The 17,172-nt window shown below is 66.5% G+C and carries 19 protein-coding genes and 1 tRNA gene; 11 read left to right on the forward strand and 9 right to left on the reverse strand.

Annotated features, from left to right (window positions below):
* Positions 1-3: 3 nt before the first annotated feature.
* On the reverse strand, positions 4-855 hold the full coding sequence (locus tag ACILR4_RS12730) for a hypothetical protein (RefSeq protein ID WP_395701232.1): 852 nt from the start codon (positions 853-855) through the stop codon (positions 4-6).
* An 84-nt stretch (positions 856-939) separates the two neighbouring features.
* Positions 940-1,158, reverse strand: coding sequence for an excisionase (locus ACILR4_RS12735; RefSeq protein WP_395701233.1), 219 nt, complete (start codon positions 1,156-1,158; stop codon positions 940-942).
* 828 nt (positions 1,159-1,986) lie between these two features.
* Between ACILR4_RS12735 and ACILR4_RS12740 the strand changes: the two genes are divergently transcribed.
* From ACILR4_RS12740 to ACILR4_RS12760, 5 genes are all read left to right on the forward strand, one after another.
* On the forward strand, positions 1,987-2,280 hold the full coding sequence (locus ACILR4_RS12740; RefSeq protein WP_395701234.1) for a hypothetical protein: 294 nt from the start codon (positions 1,987-1,989) through the stop codon (positions 2,278-2,280).
* Positions 2,281-2,282: 2 nt separating this feature from the next.
* The gene (locus ACILR4_RS12745) at positions 2,283-2,588 is read left to right on the forward strand and encodes a hypothetical protein (RefSeq protein WP_395701235.1); all 306 of its coding nucleotides are present in this window, start codon (positions 2,283-2,285) and stop codon (positions 2,586-2,588) included.
* Positions 2,585-2,986, forward strand: a complete 402-nt coding sequence (locus tag ACILR4_RS12750; RefSeq protein ID WP_395701236.1) for a hypothetical protein — start codon at positions 2,585-2,587, stop codon at positions 2,984-2,986. The genes ACILR4_RS12745 and ACILR4_RS12750 overlap by 4 nt, the downstream gene beginning before the upstream one ends.
* 147 nt (positions 2,987-3,133) lie before the next feature.
* Positions 3,134-3,379, forward strand: coding sequence for a hypothetical protein (locus ACILR4_RS12755; protein WP_395701237.1), 246 nt, complete (start codon positions 3,134-3,136; stop codon positions 3,377-3,379).
* Positions 3,380-3,578: 199 nt separating this feature from the next.
* The gene (locus ACILR4_RS12760; RefSeq protein ID WP_395701238.1) at positions 3,579-3,926 is read left to right on the forward strand and encodes a hypothetical protein; all 348 of its coding nucleotides are present in this window, start codon (positions 3,579-3,581) and stop codon (positions 3,924-3,926) included.
* Positions 3,927-4,186: 260 nt separating this feature from the next.
* Here the strand turns inward: ACILR4_RS12760 and ACILR4_RS12765 are convergent, their stop codons facing one another.
* Entirely contained in the window at positions 4,187-5,344 is a 1,158-nt protein-coding gene (locus ACILR4_RS12765; protein WP_395701239.1) for an SEC-C metal-binding domain-containing protein, read from the reverse strand.
* Positions 5,345-6,069: 725 nt separating this feature from the next.
* Here ACILR4_RS12765 and ACILR4_RS12770 point away from each other — a divergent pair.
* Entirely contained in the window at positions 6,070-7,086 is a 1,017-nt protein-coding gene (locus ACILR4_RS12770) for a hypothetical protein (RefSeq protein ID WP_395701240.1), read from the forward strand.
* A 45-nt stretch (positions 7,087-7,131) separates the two neighbouring features.
* Here ACILR4_RS12770 and ACILR4_RS12775 read toward each other — a convergent pair whose 3' ends face one another.
* Positions 7,132-7,416, reverse strand: a complete 285-nt coding sequence (locus ACILR4_RS12775) for a hypothetical protein (protein ID WP_395701241.1) — start codon at positions 7,414-7,416, stop codon at positions 7,132-7,134.
* A gap of 236 nt (positions 7,417-7,652) precedes the next feature.
* Here ACILR4_RS12775 and ACILR4_RS12780 point away from each other — a divergent pair, with 236 nt between their 5' ends.
* Together ACILR4_RS12780 and ACILR4_RS12785 are read left to right on the forward strand one after the other, a co-directional pair.
* On the forward strand, positions 7,653-8,510 hold the full coding sequence (locus ACILR4_RS12780) for a DUF6731 family protein (RefSeq protein ID WP_395701242.1): 858 nt from the start codon (positions 7,653-7,655) through the stop codon (positions 8,508-8,510).
* On the forward strand, positions 8,482-8,979 hold the full coding sequence (locus tag ACILR4_RS12785) for a hypothetical protein (protein WP_395701243.1): 498 nt from the start codon (positions 8,482-8,484) through the stop codon (positions 8,977-8,979). Before ACILR4_RS12780 ends, ACILR4_RS12785 begins: the two co-directional genes overlap by 29 nt.
* A 604-nt stretch (positions 8,980-9,583) precedes the next feature.
* Here the strand turns inward: ACILR4_RS12785 and ACILR4_RS12790 are convergent.
* The 4 genes from ACILR4_RS12790 to prfB form a co-directional block, all read right to left on the reverse strand.
* Positions 9,584-9,659 (reverse strand) — tRNA-Thr (locus ACILR4_RS12790).
* A 49-nt stretch (positions 9,660-9,708) separates the two neighbouring features.
* On the reverse strand, positions 9,709-10,722 hold the full coding sequence (locus ACILR4_RS12795) for a class 1 fructose-bisphosphatase (RefSeq protein WP_395701244.1): 1,014 nt from the start codon (positions 10,720-10,722) through the stop codon (positions 9,709-9,711).
* Positions 10,723-10,736: 14 nt separating this feature from the next.
* On the reverse strand, positions 10,737-13,430 hold the full coding sequence (gene pepN / locus ACILR4_RS12800; protein ID WP_395701245.1) for an aminopeptidase N: 2,694 nt from the start codon (positions 13,428-13,430) through the stop codon (positions 10,737-10,739).
* 69 nt (positions 13,431-13,499) lie between these two features.
* Positions 13,500-14,604 (reverse strand): peptide chain release factor 2 gene (prfB, locus tag ACILR4_RS12805; protein ID WP_395701246.1). Its coding sequence is split into 2 segments (ribosomal slippage): positions 13,500-14,522 and positions 14,524-14,604, totalling 1,104 coding nucleotides; the frame shifts between segments, so codons are not numbered across the junction.
* Positions 14,605-14,716: 112 nt separating this feature from the next.
* Here prfB and ACILR4_RS12810 point away from each other — a divergent pair.
* Complete coding sequence (locus tag ACILR4_RS12810) at positions 14,717-15,010, forward strand: DUF4212 domain-containing protein (protein WP_395701247.1); 294 nt, start codon at positions 14,717-14,719, stop codon at positions 15,008-15,010.
* A 46-nt stretch (positions 15,011-15,056) separates the two neighbouring features.
* Here ACILR4_RS12810 and ACILR4_RS12815 read toward each other — a convergent pair whose 3' ends face one another.
* Positions 15,057-15,974 carry an alpha/beta fold hydrolase gene (locus ACILR4_RS12815; protein ID WP_395701248.1) on the reverse strand — a complete coding sequence of 306 codons (918 nt, stop codon included), beginning with the start codon at positions 15,972-15,974 and terminating at the stop codon, positions 15,057-15,059.
* A gap of 69 nt (positions 15,975-16,043) precedes the next feature.
* On the opposite strand from ACILR4_RS12815, the gene ACILR4_RS12820 reads away from it, so the two are divergent.
* Together ACILR4_RS12820 and ACILR4_RS12825 are read left to right on the forward strand one after the other, a co-directional pair.
* Positions 16,044-16,529: a GNAT family N-acetyltransferase gene (locus ACILR4_RS12820; RefSeq protein WP_395701249.1), complete on the forward strand. Its 486-nt coding sequence runs from the start codon at positions 16,044-16,046 to the stop codon at positions 16,527-16,529.
* On the forward strand, positions 16,526-17,172 hold a 647-nt coding region (locus ACILR4_RS12825), incomplete at its 3' end, for an AMP-binding protein (RefSeq protein ID WP_395701250.1). The genes ACILR4_RS12820 and ACILR4_RS12825, both read left to right, overlap by 4 nt.

A 17,172-nucleotide genomic window follows, 5' to 3' on the forward strand; every position in this document is an offset into this window, starting at 1 on the left:
CTTTCATGGGGCAGCCGACCTCGAGAACAGGAGGTAGTGGACCAGGGCGTAGAGACGATGAAAGAGGTATTCGAACTCGGCGGCTCCGGCCACAGCAGTCTTGCTCGTCTCGAAGTGCCGAATCTGAAAGTCATTGCCAGTATTGGTCAATGCGCGGGCTTCGTCTTCAAGAAGCTTGCGGAACTTCGGCTCGCCACTGGCTCGATCCAGGAGCGTCTGGACCGACAGCTTCTTGTCACCGGCAACTTCCAAGCTCTTCAGTCTCTCCCATGCGTCCCATAGGCGCTCGGTGGCGTCACGTCGAGCGGTTGGCGCTGGGTCGCGGAACTTCTCGCATGCTTCCCGCAGCATCGCATCAAGTTTGGCGTCCCCGCTGGACGGAAGGCGCCCCATCGTTTCAAAGAGAACGGGCGCGATTGGTCGCTGTTCCGTCAGGCGAACGATGTCGCGATGCAGCGGAACAAGCAGGCGATCAGCGAAGAGATGGACATGATCAGGGATCTTCGCATGAGCGCCAGCGTTGAAGTACGAAATCAGCGCGCCGACGAACTGAATTCGCTTCTCTGCGATCTCACGCACGAACGCGATCTGCATCGCAACCCGCTCAGCACGATTGTTGGGCCAGTTGGCAGATTTGGAATCTGCCACTGAGCCGCCGGTAGCCTCAGCTGCTGAAAACCAGGCCTTGAAATCCACTGGTGGCAACACGCTCGCGAGGAAGCCGGCCATCGGCTCTTCGCCGAGATGGTCCAGCAGTCTGCCGAGGACACTCTCGCTTGACTGGAAGGGCGTGATCCGGAAGTCGTCAATCGTCTCTGCAATATCCTGAAGGCACGGAGCCAGAATGCTTTCCACCACGGTTCTCCCTCCCTTTGCTGTGCACTTTACCCGGCCTAGTTGAGGCCGCGGCAATGCGCTCCGTCCGGTCCTTGGGGCGACTCACTGCCTACCGTCTGGCTTTCCGTGATCGGTGGTCGGCAGCCGGCCCGCCGCCCAGTCGTTCACCGCATCCAGGTTCACCCACAGTTCCTCGCTGCCTTCTGGCCTGCGAGCGTGGATGTCGCGCAGCCAGCGACCGGACTTCAGGCGGCCGCGCACGGCTGCAGGCGTGTCGCCGGAAAGCTCGCAGTAGCGCTTGAGGCGGACCCAGGTCAGCAACCGATCACCTCAATCTCGAGTGTTGGTCGATTTCAGTTCGCCTCAAGACAACGCCTGCACTCGCCCTCTGACATGGACTTCATACAGATGTTCAGCAGGGCGCCCGGCGTCACGCGATCCCGATATCCACGAAGTACGTCGCAAGCCCGGTTCCCAGACGAAACTGGAGTTGGACCGCCACCCAGCGCATATCCACAAGAAAGTCGTGCCGATCGAATACGGCTGTCTGTGTTGGAAAGCTCGTTCTCAAGACTGCTTCGCGCCGCATCGTAGCTAGACGCCACATACTGGCAGCGATCCCTCATCAGGTCGAACGTCGCGGGATACCGCCGGCAGTTCTCCAACTCATCCGCCTTCGACCGGACCTCGGCAGCCTTGTCCGCTGCATTCCTTGATGCCCGTCGGAGCCCGTCCAGGTCATCAGCGCAGGAACTCCAATCAATTGCATGGGCGCTGGTAGAAAGAATAGCTAGCACGCAAAAGGTGCGTGTGCCGGTCGGCAGTTTCATGCTGAGTCTTCCCCGGAAGCAGTATGTGCCTGAGGCGCGACTCCAGGCTTGCGTACTTTCTCGCACTCAACTAGAGTCGGATCGCTGCTCATAACGAGCGGTCGGGTGTGGAAGCCCGGAATACCAAGGCGCGCGGCCGCCTGAAGTGCGGCTTTGCTTTTTCTGCGCGCAACGCGCGGACCGCTCAACGGCGGCCCGAGCGGGGAGGCCTCTTGGCCTGCCGGTTCCTTGGTTCCGGTCTTTCCACCCCCGCTTTGGGCCGCCACCCTCGTGTGGAAAGCGATCGTGGCGGCCTTGGACCACAACCAAGGAGCCGCACATGGCTGGTACATCCCCGGGCACGAAGCCGACCACTTCTTTCCCCGTCACCTCGCGCACGCGCACCTGCCACGGGTTCTTCACCGTGGGCTCGGTGCCTGCGATGGTCTTCAGCACCCGTCGCCAAGCCGACCCGTCCGTGGTTGTCGACCTTGGCCACGCCGGCACGATGGCCAGCGGTCGGCTGTCCCCGACCCAGGCGCGAGCGGCCGCGCGGGCGCTGCTGAAGGCGGCCGATGCCGTCGACGTGGCGCAGCGCCATCCGGCGTTCACGCGTGCAGCGGCTGGGAGGTGACCATGGACCAAGACCAGATCACCCCGGCGGCGAAGAGGATCGCCGCCACGATCATCGCTCGGGCTCAGATCCTCGCGATGGGGACGCCTTCCATCCCCAAGGAGTGCCCCGCGATGCCAGAAGACCTGACGCCCAGCGAGCGCCTGAACGAGGCCCACCAGGCAGTCCGCGATGCCGAGCGGATCTTGCGGATGCGAATCGAGGCCTACCGGGCCGAGGCTGAAGCGTTCGCCAACTACCAGCCCCTTCAACTGCGGAGCGCGAAGCCCTCGGCGAATCGGGGTGCCAAGAAGGGAGGTGCAGCATGAATCCGGGCCTTGCGGGGATCTTCACCACGTTGCTGGATCGAACGATTGACGAGTTTCCCGAAGACGAACTCGATCATGTCGACTACCTGCGCGTCGAGGCCGAGACGCTGGCCAAGCAGCTCTCGCTGATGGCCTGCGGGTTGGAGGCGATGACCCATCAAAAACAGGGCACGGAGGAGATCGTCGGCAGCCAAGCGCTAGCGCCCACCTTCGCGATCATCAGCCACGTTGCCGAGAACATCGGCGCCATGCTGGAAGCGCTGGAAATGGCAGGGGATGTCAGGCTCCGTCGGCAGCCGGCCGCGTCCGCGCACGGGGACCCGCGGGCGCGCGCCAGCCGCGTCATGTCGAAGCCCCAGGTTGCCAGCATCGCAGGCGGCGGGGCTCAGGTCGGCTGAACCAGGGCAGCGCGCCCCGCATGCCCTTGTGGGGCGCGCATCCTCAGTCTGGTGGCCCGCCGCGATCCGAGGTCGGGCCGGTGGTCTCCGGGCCCATCCGCTCACGGCGGATTGCCCCGCGGCGCCGGCGCCGCGACAGTGCGCCGCATGAACACCATCACCCCGCCCGAACCTCAACGCCCGGCGCCTGGTCGGCGCCCAGCACTGCCACCGCTGCCACGCTCAGGCGTGCCGGCTCGAGCTCGCGGCGCCGGCGCGGTGGGCCTTCCCGGCCGCTCGCCGGCAGCGCCGCTTGCTGTCGACGACTGGGCAGCGCTCAAGGTGCGCGACAGCGTGCGCCGGGCCTGCTTCATGGCGGCGTCAGAGCTGCTGCTGCTGGCGCGGCTCGGGTAGCTGTGCCGGGCCCCGATGGGAGTCGCGCCAAGGCTCGCCGGCCCTACCTCGCATAGCTCGGGTCGCGCTGAACAGGCGACGGAGGGTTGGGATCGAACGGGCGAGGCCTCGGGCCGTCCGGTACTCGGCACCACCACGACTGCCGGTGATGTAGTCCACCCATTGAGTCAGGTGTCACTTCGATCCCGCTGATGACCAGATGGACGGCGCGCATCTTGACCAGACGAACCGTGAGGAGCCGCCGGCAGACCGCACCAGGCATGTCGGCGCGCACCAGCGTCGCGGTGAGGCCATCAACACCTCGCCCGTCGATCGTCACCTCCCCGCGGATCGGCAGGTCCGCGAGCACCTCATTTCGCAGGCGGCGGCGACCTTCGCGGCGGAGCATGACCACATCCAGAATCACTGGATAAGCATACAGCTTTCGGTGGCGCGCGAGCGCTGGAGACGCCTGCAGGGCTACAGCCTACCGGCGGACTACCTTGAACGGCAGAGCTTGACCTCGGCCCGGGTCTTGGCCTTGTGCGCCTCGATGGTCAGCCAATGAGGGTTCGCCAGCTCGTCGCGGCCGCCGCAGATCAGGGCCTCCCGGTGGTCGACCTGCCAACCGGGGCAAGCGCCAGCCGTTCGCCCGGTCGATGGGCATGGGTGGCTGCGCATGAACTCGGCGCGCAGCGCGCGGGAGCGTTCGGCAGCCGTGACCCCGGTCGCGGTAGTTGCCAGGGCCAGTGCCACTAGGACCGCGCGCATCAGCTGAGTGGATGGCCCGAGCGCGCCTGCAGCAGGGCCTGGAGGGGGGCGGGCCCATCAGCAAGGGTCGGCAGGCTCAATATCTACCGCCCTTGCACCCGGGAAGGCAAGGTGCGGCGGGGTCCCGTCAAACGTTGCCGGCACAGTGCGATGCGTGCGCATCGAGTCGAACAGCGCGCGCATGTCCTTATGGGTCGGCGGCGCTTCCGGATTACCGAAATGAGGCAACCTGAATGTCGAGAAGTTGAATGCGAATGGCAGCAATGTCTCGCTCGGCTTCTGATCCCAAGGCGTGTTCGTCAGGACGACATAGCAGGGAGGACGAGGCGCTCCGTCCAAAGGGCTGTTCTCCAGTTCGTTCAATCTCTGCTTGGCACGACCAAAGCAAGCCGGCAGCTCGCCGCTACGCGGCGGACGGCTTGGCTCCAGCCAGGCCAGTTCTATGAAGACCACCCGAACATGGTCAGCTTGCTTCCGCTGCGCTTCGTTGAAGAGTTGGCCTATCCGCATGCCCTTCTGACCCGAGCGCCGCTTGCACTCCACGGAGAACCTGCGGCCGCTGGGGGCCGTGGCAGCGAACTCGCAGTGGCTTCGGCCACCGTCGGTCTCATCCTCGAACTCGATGGTGAACCCCGCGCGTGCAAAGGAAGCCGCCACCTGGGCTTCGTAGCGGGCTCCTGCGAATTGATCCGGCACCTTCATTCGTGCCACAAGCCTCGCCTGGAGCTCCGCGTTGTGCTGCAGGCAATAGAGGTCGTAGGCAAGCGTTAGGAAGCTGCCCACCGCGCCGTTCATTGTCGAGTGAAACACCTCACCAGGCTGGCCACCCGCGCGGGATTCCTGATCACGGATCACTTCGTGCCACTGCATCGCCGGATGCCGCTGCTCGAGCGGTTTAGCGAGTTCGGTGGCACACCAATCACGGCCAAAGACGGTCCAAAGGTAGTCGGGCAAGAAGGAATGGAAAGTGGTCCATGTGCCGGCAATCCATTGAGCGCCTACTGCCACAACGCGGTGACCGGACAGGGCTTTGGTCGAGATGATTGGCCGTCCTAGCCCCTGTTCGAGTTGCTGCTGGCGGCGGCGCCCCGCTGCCTCGACGATGAGGTCCGCAACTGATGCGGATGGTGCCTCCAGCGCGCCGTGGCATCGCTTGAACTTCTTTCCACTTCCGCATGGGCAGGCTTCGTTTCTACCGACGCGCATGGGCTCCATTGTCATGGACCTCGGCCCTCTGGTGAAGTGAACCGGCCCTCAAAGCCTCTTGTGCTCGCCCCCCTTCTGCTACGCGAGGGGCTGGCCCGAAATGGTGATGGTGCCAGAGGTGGTTGCCTGGCGCGCCATGGGTCTTTCACCTGAGTGTTTGGTGAGGCCGAGACGATCACGGAGGGCCCTCCCTCGGTCCTCACCCACCGCATCCAGCACACCGCCCGCGACATCCGGGTCTCGGTCGATACTGTCTCCGCCCCGGGCGCACTGTGGCCTCGTGCAGCTGGCCTGACGATCGCCCCGATGGGTGCACCCAAAGGTGGGAGGTAGGGGGTGACGGTCGCAGCGGCAGGCTCACGACGTATGCTCGGCCCGCCGGTCGACTTCCTCCCTCCCTTACTGCGATCGGCCTTTGTCGCCGCGCGTGCAGCAGTGCCGCGCGGCGATCTTCTGATTGGTGTGGAGGCACGCTTGCTCGCGCCCTGTGCCATCAGAGCGACAGCTAAGACCGGCAAGCTTGAAGTCTGGGCCATCCCAACGGACGGCCGCGGTGTCGATGCTGCACCGCCTTGCGCCTTGGCCACTGCCTGGACTCGCCTGAGTCGGATCGCCGTTGCCTGTCGCCCGCTAGGGTTTGATGCAACATCTCGAAAGTCTGACGACTAGGTGGGTTGTCCGACAATCCGTGAGCTGGCTGTGCCAACGATACACAAGACCACCGGGAGCAACGCATGACGCTGAATCTGGACCGTGCCATCCGCGGTGGAGACTTCGATATGGACCTGCCGTCGGTCGGGAGGATCTACTGCTCGACGATGGGCGTTGACGCGCTCAGCGCAGCGAGGGCCACGCGGGTCGCAGGCCTACCACCTCCGCAAGTCTCAAGGCGGATCCTGAGCGAGATTGCCCACCATTCGCTGAGGCCTGAAGGCAAAGCCGGTTGGACTTGGGACGATAAGGTCTCAGCGCAGGAGGCAGAGGACGTCGATGATGATGAGATCGAGCAATTCGCTGAGGCCGTGGTTGCGAGGCACAAGGGGTACCTTGAAACCGATGGCGGTGACCCTATCGAGCGCCATGAAGGCGAGTCTGGTGTCGAATTCCTAGGGCGCATGGTCGATCACCGGGCCGCCGAAGAAAGAAAGGCTCGCGAGAAGATCGCGACTGAGTTCGACCAAGCGAAGTTTTCCGATGGTACGAGGGCCGCGCGAGCGAAGCAGCTCGATGCGAATCGGGCCTTGAACGATCAGATGGCGAGGGTCATGTCGGACTTCCCGAAGTTCGACCCTGCCAGCATTCGCAACCCCTTGGGGGACACGAATCGATCCTTGGTGGAAGTGGTGCGTGCAATGAGCGACTTGCACTCATTGGCAACTGCTGCCGTCGCAGTCGTGCAGACCATGAGCGAAACAACGACCGAGATCCAAAGGGATGCTGTCACGAATGCGGCCGGTGGCGAGCGCCTTGCGAAAGCTGCAATCAGGATTTCCGTCGTCGGAATACTTGCCTCGACCCTCTTCTCTGTGCTGACGTACATCGATAGCCGCTCGTCGGGCGAGCAGACGGAAGCTCAGGTCAAACGCGTTCATTCGGAGCTGGCCGAGCTCGCATCAGCTCAGCGCGATGCTGCAAAGCTGGTGGCTGACGCGGTGCAGCGGGCTAGTGTCGCGAGTCGCGAGCCCGAAGCGTTCACCGCCAGCCCCCTGCAGGCCGCAAGTGGGCCCGTAATTCCGGCGAAGGCGCGCTGACTGGCGAGCGCACTAGACAATTAGTGAGGCCGAGGACATCAGACGCTAGGGTTTGTCGGGATCCTTCGTTCCCTTCTTGCCGGTGTCCGGATTCGTGTTGCTCTTGCTCGACCAGTTGTCGCGCTTCGAGCCATTCGGGTTTGTCTGGCGGTGGCCATGGACGTACTGGCCCTTCTTGTTCGAATGACCAGCAACGTGATGCGCGCCACCGGGGTTTGACTTGTGCGAACCTGAATGTGCGCCGTGGGAGTCGCCGCCCCGCCTGCCGGCGATCGCGACAGAACTTGCGACGATGGAGACGACCAAAACGGCCGCGGCAGTGACCTTCATAGGCTGCTCCACTGATCGAGGGCTCGCAGGCTACGCCGCTGGCTCGGGGGGCCCATCCCCCGATTGGTGTAGGGAAAGATCGACACGCACTACTCGGTCGGAAGACCGCCGTGAGACCTGCATGTCGGCGACTGGGCGTCGCTCGATGGAGTAACTGTGCGAGCGGAAAAATCCCAGCCTCAGATCCTGTCAAGTTGTGTCACATTCGCTCTCGACAAAGCGGGAGGGCTTCTGGCATGGCGAAGCGGTCCAAGGCGTACAAGGTCGACTTCTTCGTCGTCACTGATGACGACGATCCTCAAAATACCGTCCTGTTTGACTTGCTGAACGGGATCGAGTTGACGGACGCGCTTCCTCTTGAAGCAGGCGAGGAAGAGAAGTACCAAATCCGCTCAGTACAGCGCATGCCTGGTGGCGGGCAAGCGTTCAAGGCGGTGTTCGGTCGCTGCCGCTTCGGTGAGAGGCCGGTGCAAGGCGCGGAAGACGGCAAGGAAGAGGACGTCGAGCTGAAGCCCGGGCATGGGCTTGTGGAGAAGAACCACTTCCTGTTCTTCGGCCGACGAAACCTGGTCGTGTACCAGCGAAACCCCGGAGGCAGCCACTACTCTCGCTTTCAGCGATATCTGCGGCAGGTGACGCACCGAAACGTGACCTTGGCTCCAATCCTGACCTCGGACGCGTACGAACGCGTCTTGTCCGGCGGTGACGCTCGAATTCTGGACATCTCGTTCCAACAACCGCGTGACCCAACCTTCTACGCAGACACCACCACAGCTGACGCCATCGCGCTGGTCAAGAAGGTCGGGGCGCTCAACTGCCGCATGCGCTTCAGCGTCGGTCGAACCCGCGCCAGGCTCATGGGGAAAATGAAAGACGCGGCGGTCATCCTCGCGAGGCACGGCCTCGCGCGCGTCGCTCGTGTAACGCTTGAAGATGAGAAAGAGCCGATCGACCTCATCGCCGACCGCATCATCGAGACGATCTCGGTCCGATTGCAAGACAATGGGCGGCCCGATCCGGAAGACCTGTATGCAGCTCTCAACGAAGCCATGGACAAGCGAAGAGATGACCTCGCCCGCTTCTTCGGCTCGTAGCCACGCCTCGTTTTGGTACAGGGCGTTCGCTGTGACCGCCGCCGGAGCGGTCTACTTGGGGCTGCCGCACATCCCGCTGGTCGCGGACGAGGGATTGCTGAGGGGGGTGGTGAATACGATTGCCGGCTCCGATGCAACGTTGCTTGGGTTTCTCATTTCGGCTGGCGCGCTCCTGTACGCGGTCGCGAACACCCGTTTGGTCCAGAACCTGATGCGAACGGGGCACTTCAACAAGGTCGTCGGAGAACTGTTCGTTGCCGCGGGCGCCTTTCTCGTGGCTGTCGCGCTTGGCTTCGCCTGCGGACTTGCACCGACGCAGACTTCAGACGGCACCCAAGCTTTCCAAGTGCTGATGCGCCTCGTGGTTGCCGCGAATGCCTGTGCCTTCCTACTTCTCGTTCCCCCAGCGCGAGGCCTATGGGTCTTGCTCACGAGCCTTGAGCCGGAAGGCGGCACTGCATTGCGCTAGGCGAACCAGCACACGACAAGCCGGGGGAAAATTCTTGGGAACGATTCGCGACTAGCCGCGTAGTCATCAAGCCTCGGCGAGGCCTGCAGCCAGAAGTTCTACCCCCCCGGTGCGCCACCCCTCGCCAGGTCCGGCGCCTTAGCGGCGCTCTTCAGACCGCTGCAGCCACTAGCGCCCGCGCGCGGGCCAGCAGCCACCCGTGTGGCCTCGTCGGGCGCCAGCAGTTCCGCGGTGACGAAGGTGGCTTTCACCAGCAGTGCAAGTTGCGCCGCCAGCTCTGCTGGGCTTGCGCGCATCGAGCCGCCGGGCCAGCGCTTCAAGCCGGCCGCGCAGCGCCCGCATGTGGTCGCGCGCCACCTGCCGCGCTGGATGGTCACCATCGTCGAACTCCACCGCCACGATGATCTGCGGGCGGCCTCGGTAGTTGGAGCGCGCCAGGCGCTGACCGATCCAGCACATGGGCGCGTCGAGCTCGGCTGCCGGCTCGGCCGCGTGCCTGTCGGCGACCTGTTCGGGAGTGCCTTCACGAATCTGCTTACATCAGCGCTTACATGTGCCGGAAATGAAGAAGGCCCGCGGGTTGCGCGGGCCTTCGATTTACCTCTGGTGCCGGTGAAGAGAGTCGAACTCCCGACCTTCGCATTACGAATGCGCTGCTCTACCAACTGAGCTACACCGGCACGGTGAAAGGCGAATTATAGAGGAGTTTTCGGGCGGCTCGGCAAGGCTTCAGTCGGCGGCCAGGTGGTAGTCCGTCACGCGCTGGACTTCGTTCCGCGAGCCCAGCACCACGGCCACGCGTTCGTGCAGCTTGGTGGGCACCAGGTCCATCAGGCGCTGGCGGCCGTTGGTGGCCATGCCGCCGGCCTGCTCGATGAGGAAGGCCATCGGGTTGGCCTCGTACATCAGGCGCAGCTTGCCGGGCTTGTCGGGCTCGCGCTGGTCCCAGGGGTACATGAAGATGCCGCCGCGGGTGAGGATGCGGTGCACGTCGGCCACCATGCTGGCCACCCAGCGCATGTTGAAGTCCTTGCCGCGCGGGCCTTCCTTGCCGGCCAGGCATTCGTCGATGTAACGCCGCACCGGAGCGGCCCAGTGCCGCATGTTCGACATGTTGATCGCGAACTCCCGGGTGTCGACCGGGATCTTCACGTCGCTGGCGGTCAGCACCCAGGAGCCGGTCTCGCGGTCCAGCGTGAACATCGAGACGCCTTCGCCGACGGTGAGCACCAGCGTGGTCTGCGGGCCGTAGACGCAGTAGCCGGCGGCCGCCTGCTGCTTGCCGGGCTGCAGGAAGTCTTCCTCGCTGATGCCGCGCTGGTTGTTCACCTTGCGCAGCACCGAGAAGATGGTGCCGATCGAGACGTTGACGTCGATGTTGCTGGAGCCGTCGAGCGGGTCGAACAGCAGCAGGTACTCGCCCTGCGGGTAGCGGTTGGGCACGACGTGGATCGAGTCCATCTCCTCGCTGGCCATCGCCGCGAGGTGGCCGCCCCATTCGTTGGCCTCGATCAGCACCTCGTTGGAGATGACGTCGAGCTTCTTCTGCACCTCGCCCTGCACGTTCTCGGTGTCGGCCGAGCCCAGCACTTCGCCGAGCGCGCCCTTGTTGACCGAGATGGCGATCGACTTGCACGCGCGCGCGACGATCTCCAGCAGCAGCCGCAGCTGGCTGGGGATGTGGCCATGCTCGCGCTGCTGCTCGACGAGGTACTGGGTGAGGCTGATGCGTTTCTGGGCCATGGCGGTGATGCGGGTCAGGACTCGAGGGCCTTGCCGACGATCTCGCGCACGTCGGACGAGAGGTCAGGCTTGGCGGCGACGCGGGCGATGGCTTCGCGCGCGGCGCTGCGCCAGGGCTCGGCCAAGTGGCTCCAGCGGTCCATCGCGCGGGCCACGCGCGAGGCGATCTGCGGGTTGATGGTGTCGAGCTCGAGCACGCGGTCGGCCCAGAACACGTAGCCGCCGGCATCGGCGCGGTGGAACGCGGCCGGGTTGCCCATGCAGAAGGCACCGATCAGGCTGCGGGCGCGGTTCGGGTTCTTCAAGGTGAAGTCCGGGTGCTGCATCAGCGCCTTGACGCGGTTGAACACGCTGCCGGCGGCGGCGTCCAGCGGTTCGGGGGCCAGCGCCTGCAGGGTGAACCACTTGTCGACCACCAGCGGGTCGTGGGCGAAGCGGGCATGGAAGTGCTGCAGCGCGGCCTCGGCCAGCTCGGCGTGGGCGCCGACCAGCGCTTCGAGCGCGCCGATGCGGTCGGTCATCTGGCCGGCGTCCTTCACGCGCTGGTAGGCGCGGCCGGGCCCCACCGGATCGCCGGCCTGCACCGCATGCAGCACCAGGTGGCGCAGCGCCAGGTTGGCCAGCGCGCGGCGGCCGGATTGCTCGGCGTCGGGGCGGTAGCCTTCGCGCACCTGGTGTGCGTCCCAGGCCCAGACCCAGTCCTCGTGCAGCTGGGTGGCGAGCTGGCGGCGCATCAGCTCGCGCACGCGGTGGATGCGCTGCGGGTCGACGCTGCTGCACTGCTCGGCGACGTAGCTCTCGCTGGGCAGCGTCAGCACCAGGTCCTTGAACGCGGCATCGAGCTTGCCGTCGCGCAGGATCGCGCGCATCGCGTCGACGAAGGCGGCATCGAGCGCGGGCTCGGCGTCGGGGGCGTTCACCGCGGCCAGCAGGCGGTTCAGCGCCAGGCGCTGGCCGGCTTCCCAGCGCGTGAAGGGATCGGCGTCATGGCGCAGCAGCACCAGCAGCGCATCGTCGGCCAGACCGTCTTCCAGCAGCACCGGCGCCGAGAAGCCGCGCAGCAGCGAAGGCACGGCGTCCTGGCCGACGTTGACGAAGCGGAACTGCTGCTGCGGCTCGCTGAGCACCAGCACGCGCTCGGTGCCAAGGGCTTCCGCTTCGCCTTCCAGCTGCAGCGGCAGCGCGCTGCCGTCGCGGCCGACCAGGCCCATCGCCACCGGAATCACGAAGGGCTGCTTGCGCGCCTGGCCCGGCGAGGGCTTCGCGCTCTGGCGCAGCGTCAGCGTGAAGGTCTGCGTCGGCGCGTCGTACACGCCCTCGGCATGCAGCGTGGGCGTGCCGGCCTGCGCGTACCAGCGCTTGAAGGGCGCCAGGTGCGTGGCCAGCGCGCTGCCGGGGTTGGCGTCGGCAATGGCCTGCGCGAAGTCGTCGCAGGTGACGGCCTGGCCGTCATGACGCGCGAAGTACGTGTCCATGCCGCGCCGGAAGCCGTCGCGGCCGACCAGCGTGGCCATCATGCGGACCACTTCCGCGCCCTTCTCGTAGACGGTGGCGGTGTAGAAGTTGTTGATCTCTGCGTAGGCGTCCGGGCGCACCGGGTGGGCCATGGCGCCGGCGTCTTCCGGGAACTGCGCGGCGCGCAGGCTGCGCACGTCCTCGATGCGCTTGACCGCGCGGGCCGACGGCGTGCCGGCCATGTCGGCCGAGAACTCCTGGTCGCGGTAGACGGTGAGGCCCTCTTTCAGCGAGAGCTGGAACCAGTCGCGGCAGGTGATGCGGTTGCCGGTCCAGTTGTGGAAGTACTCGTGGCCGACCACGCTCTCGATGCCCGCGAAGTCGGCATCAGTGGCGGTGGCGGGGCTGGCCAGCACGTACTTGGTGTTGAAGATGTTGAGGCCCTTGTTCTCCATCGCGCCCATGTTGAAGTCGCCCACCGCGACGATCATGAAGCGCTCGAGGTCGAGCGAGAGGCCGAAGCGCGCCTCGTCCCAGGCCACCGAGGCGATGAGCGAGTTCATCGCGTGCTCGGTCTTGTCCAGGTCGCCGCGGCGCACGTACACCTGCAGCAGGTGTTCCTTGCCGGCGCGCGAGACGATGCGCTGCTCGCGCGCCACCAGGTCGGCGGCCACCAGCGCGAACAGGTAGCTGGGCTTGGGGAACGGGTCGTGCCACTTCGCGAGGTGGCGGCCGTTGTCCAGGTCCTGCTGCTCGACCAGGTTGCCGTTGGACAGCAGCACCGGGTACTTCGCCTTGTCGGCGCGCAGCTTCACGGTGTAGACCGCCATCACGTCCGGCCGGTCCAGGAAGTAGGTGATGCGGCGGAAGCCCTCGGCCTCGCACTGCGTGAAGAAGCCGCCGCTGGAGGTGTACAGGCCCGACAGCGCGGTGTTCTTCTCCGGCGCGCAGGTGTTGCGGATCTCGAGCGTGAAGGCCGCGGCCGCCGGCGGGTTGTCGATCACCAGCTGGCCGGGCTCGTGGCGGAACGAGACGCTCTCGCCATCGGCCAGCACGCGCAGCAGCGTCAGCTCGTCGCCATGGAGCACCAGCGGCTGGCCGGGCTGGGCCTCGGCATTGCGCTCGATCGCGAGCTTGCTGGTGACGATGGTCTTCAGCGGGTCGAGGTCGAAGGTCAGTTCGACCTGGCGGATCCAGTACGCCGGGGCCTGGTAGTCCTCGCGGCGGATCACGGTGGCGGGTCCTTCACGCATGCTTGCCTCTTGTGTCGTCTTGGCGCCGCGGCGGGCCGCGGCGTGGAGGGGTGAGGGGAGGGCCGGGGGTCAGAGACCTTGCTTCAGGCTGGCCTCGATGAAGGCATCGAGATCACCGTCCAGCACCTTCTGGGTGTTGGAGATCTCGACGTTGGTGCGCAGGTCCTTGATGCGGCTCTGGTCGAGCACGTAGCTGCGGATCTGGTGGCCCCAGCCGACATCGGTATTGGTGTCTTCGAGCTTCTGCTGCTCTTCCATGCGCTTGCGCATCTCGTGGTCGTACAGGCGCGAGCGCAGGCGGCGCCAGGCCACGTCGCGGTTGCTGTGCTGGCTGCGGCTGTCCTGGCACTGCACGACGATGCCGGTGGGGATGTGCGTCAGGCGCACCGCCGAGTCGGTCTTGTTGATGTGCTGGCCGCCGGCGCCGGACGCACGGAAGGTGTCGGTGCGCACGTCGGCCGGGTTGATGTCGATCTCGATCGAGTCGTCGATCTCGGGGTAGCAGAAGATCGACGCGAAGCTGGTGTGCCGGCCGCCGGCGGAATCGAACTGGCTCTTGCGCACCAGGCGGTGCACGCCGGTTTCGGTGCGCAGATGGCCGAAGGCGTAGTCGCCCTCGATCTTGACGGTGGCGCTCTTGATGCCGGCCACGTCGCCGGGTGTCTCGTCCTCGACCGTGGCCTTGAAGCCCTTGCGCTCGCAGTACTTCAGGTACTGGCGCAGCAGCATGCTGGCCCAGTCGCAGGCCTCGGTGCCGCCGGCGCCGGCCTGGATGTCGATGAAGCAGTTGCTCGGGTCGGCCGGGTTGCTGAACATGCGCCGGAATTCGAGCTGCTCGACGATCTCCTGAAGCTTCTTCGCCTCGCCTTCGATGGCTTCGAGGCCGGCGAAGTCGTGTTCGGCCTTGCTCATCTCGAACAGCTCGGTGTTGTCCGACAGGTTGCTGTTCAGGTGGTCGATGGTCTCGACCACGGTCTCCAGCGTCTTCTTCTCGCGGCCCAGCTCCTGGGCGCGCTTGGGTTCGTTCCACACGCTCGGGTTCTCGAGCGCGGCATTGACTTCGTTCAGCCGCAGTGACTTGCGGTCGTAGTCAAAGATACCCCCGAAGCTGCTCGGTACGGGCGCTCAGATCGGCGAGCAGCGAGCCGATGGCGTTGACGCGTTCGATGTCCATGACACAAGTTTCCGGTGAAAGACGAATTCTCGCATGGGGCATTGCGGACACCACCCACCCGGGTTTGCCCGCAAGGACCGCGCGCGCGGTCGCGGGACACTTGCGTGCCGTGATGATCGAACCCGCCTCGTCCCCGTCCGCCAGGCCGCCGCGCCACAGCGCCTACTGGCGCAGCAACCTGCGGCTGACGGCCGGCTTGCTGCTGCTGTGGTTCCTGGTGACCTTCGGCTTCGGCTTCTTCGCGGGGGACCTGAACTTCAGCCTGTTCGGCTGGCCGTTCAGCTTCTGGATGGCCGCGCAGGGCGCGCTGGTGATCTACTGCCTGATCGTCTGGGCCTATGCCTGGGCCATGGACCGGCAGGATGCGCGCCACAGGGCCGGGGGCGAGCAGCGCGACGCCCTGTGACACGGCCCCGGGCCAGGCCCCGCCGCGCGCCGGCCGTCCGTGGCCTTCAGGCCGCGCGTTGCCAGAAGTCCTGCAGAAAGGCGGCCAGGGCCCGCGGCTGGTCGTGGTGCAGCATGTGGCCGGCATCGGGCAGCGCCACGCGCTGCAGTTGGCGCACGCCGCCGAGGCGGGCCTCGAATTCCTCGCGCAGGAAGCGGCTGTGCCAGGCGGCGGGCGGCCGGCTCTGCTGGCCTTGCACCCACAGCACCGGCGCCTCGATGCGCTGCCAGATCGCGGCCGCTTCACTTGCGCGGTAGAGCACCGGGTTGACGCGCTTGTGCGCCGCATCGGCGCACAGCTGCCATTGGCCCTGGCCATCGGGCGCCGCCCAGTGGCCGGCCAGCCAGGCCGCCTTGTCGGCCGCGAGCCGCGGATTCGTCTGCTGCAGGCGTTGCGCCACCGCCGCCACGGTGTCGTACGGGCGCAGGCGCTGCGGGGTCTTCAGCTCGTCCAGCCATTGCGCCAGGCGCTGGGGCGCCTGCTCGGCAGGGGCATCGGGCAGGCCGAAGCCTTCCAGGTTCACCAGCCGGCGGATGCGCTGCGGCCGCACGCCAGCGTAGGTCATCACCACATTGCCGCCCATGCTGTGGCCGAGCAGATCGACCGGCCGTTCGGGCGACAGCGCATCGAGCAGCGCGTCGAGGTCGCCCAGGTAGTCCGGGAACCAGTAGCTGTCGCTGCCGCTGGCCTGGGTGCGGCCGAAGCCGCGCCAGTCGGGCGCGACCACCGGACCGTCATCGCCCAGCGCGGCCAGCTCGTCGACGACGAACTGGAACGAGGCGCCGACGTCCATCCAGCCATGCATCATCACGCGCAGAGGGCTATTCGGCTGCGCCGATGCGGGATCGCCCCAGACCATCAGGTGGTAGCGCAGGCCGCGCACGGTGAGGGTCTCGCTGCGGCCGGCGCGGCGCGGCGCGGGCACTGTGGTGCCAGAATCCCCAGGATGCCGGGCACCGCGTTCGTAGCGGTGCCAGGCGGCCGGGGCGGCGCGATGTCTTCCTTCACCCTTCGCCCCGCCGCGCCCGCGGACGTGCCGGCCATCGTCGGGCTGATCACCGAACTGGCCGAGTTCGAGCACCTCACCCACCTGCTGCAGGTGACGCCGCAGACCCTGCATCCCCACCTGTTCGGCCCGCGGCCCGTGGCCGAGGCGGTGGTGGCCGAGGTGGCGGGCACGGTGGTGGGGTTCGCGCTGTTCTTCACCAACTTCTCGACCTTCCTGGCCCAGCCCGGCCTCTACCTCGAAGACCTGTACGTGCAGCCCGCGCACCGCAGCGCCGGCATCGGCAAGGCCCTGCTCGAGCACCTGGGCGCGCTGGCGGTCGAGCGCGGCTACGGCCGCTTCGAATGGAGCGTGCTGGACTGGAACGAGAACGCCATCCGCTTCTACCAGCGCATGGGCGCCACCGTGATGCCCGACTGGCGCATCTGCCGCGTCACCGGCGAGGCGCTGCAGCGCTTCGCACGCTCCGCATGAAGCGCACGCGCGCCGCGGGGGCGGTGCCGCCGGTCGCCGACCGGCACGCCGAGATCCACGCGCAGTTCAGGTGGCAGGTGCCGGCGCAGTTCAACATCGCCGAGGCCTGCTGCGGCCGCTGGGCCCGGGCGACGCCGGAGGCCATCGCGATCCATGCGCAGCACGAGAACGGCGCTCGTGCCACATTGACCTACGGCCAGCTGCAGCAGCAGGCCCACCGCCTGGCCAACGCGCTGCAGCGCCTGGGCGTGCGGCGCGGCGACCGGGTCGCGATCGTGATGCCGCAGCGCTGCGAGACCGCGGTGGCGCAGATCGCAGTGGCGCAGCTGGGCGCGGTGGCGATGCCGCTGTCGATGCTGTTCGGGCCCGATGCGCTGGAGTACCGGCTGCAGCACAGCGAGGCCGCTGTCGCGATCGTCGACGAGAGCGCCATCGCCAACCTGCGCGCGGCGCGCCCGCAATGCCCGGGCCTGCGCTGCGTGATCGCGGCCGGCGAGGCCGCAGGCCAGGGCGACATCGACTGGGCCGATGCGCTGGCCGCCGAGCGCGACGTGCACGATCCGGTCGTCACCGGCGCCGACGATCCCGCGGTGCTGATCTACACCAGCGGCACCACCGGGCCGCCCAAGGGGGCGCTGATTCC

The sequence above is a fragment of the Aquabacterium sp. genome (genome assembly GCF_044226965.1).
GTDB lineage: Bacteria > Pseudomonadota > Gammaproteobacteria > Burkholderiales > Burkholderiaceae_C > Pseudaquabacterium.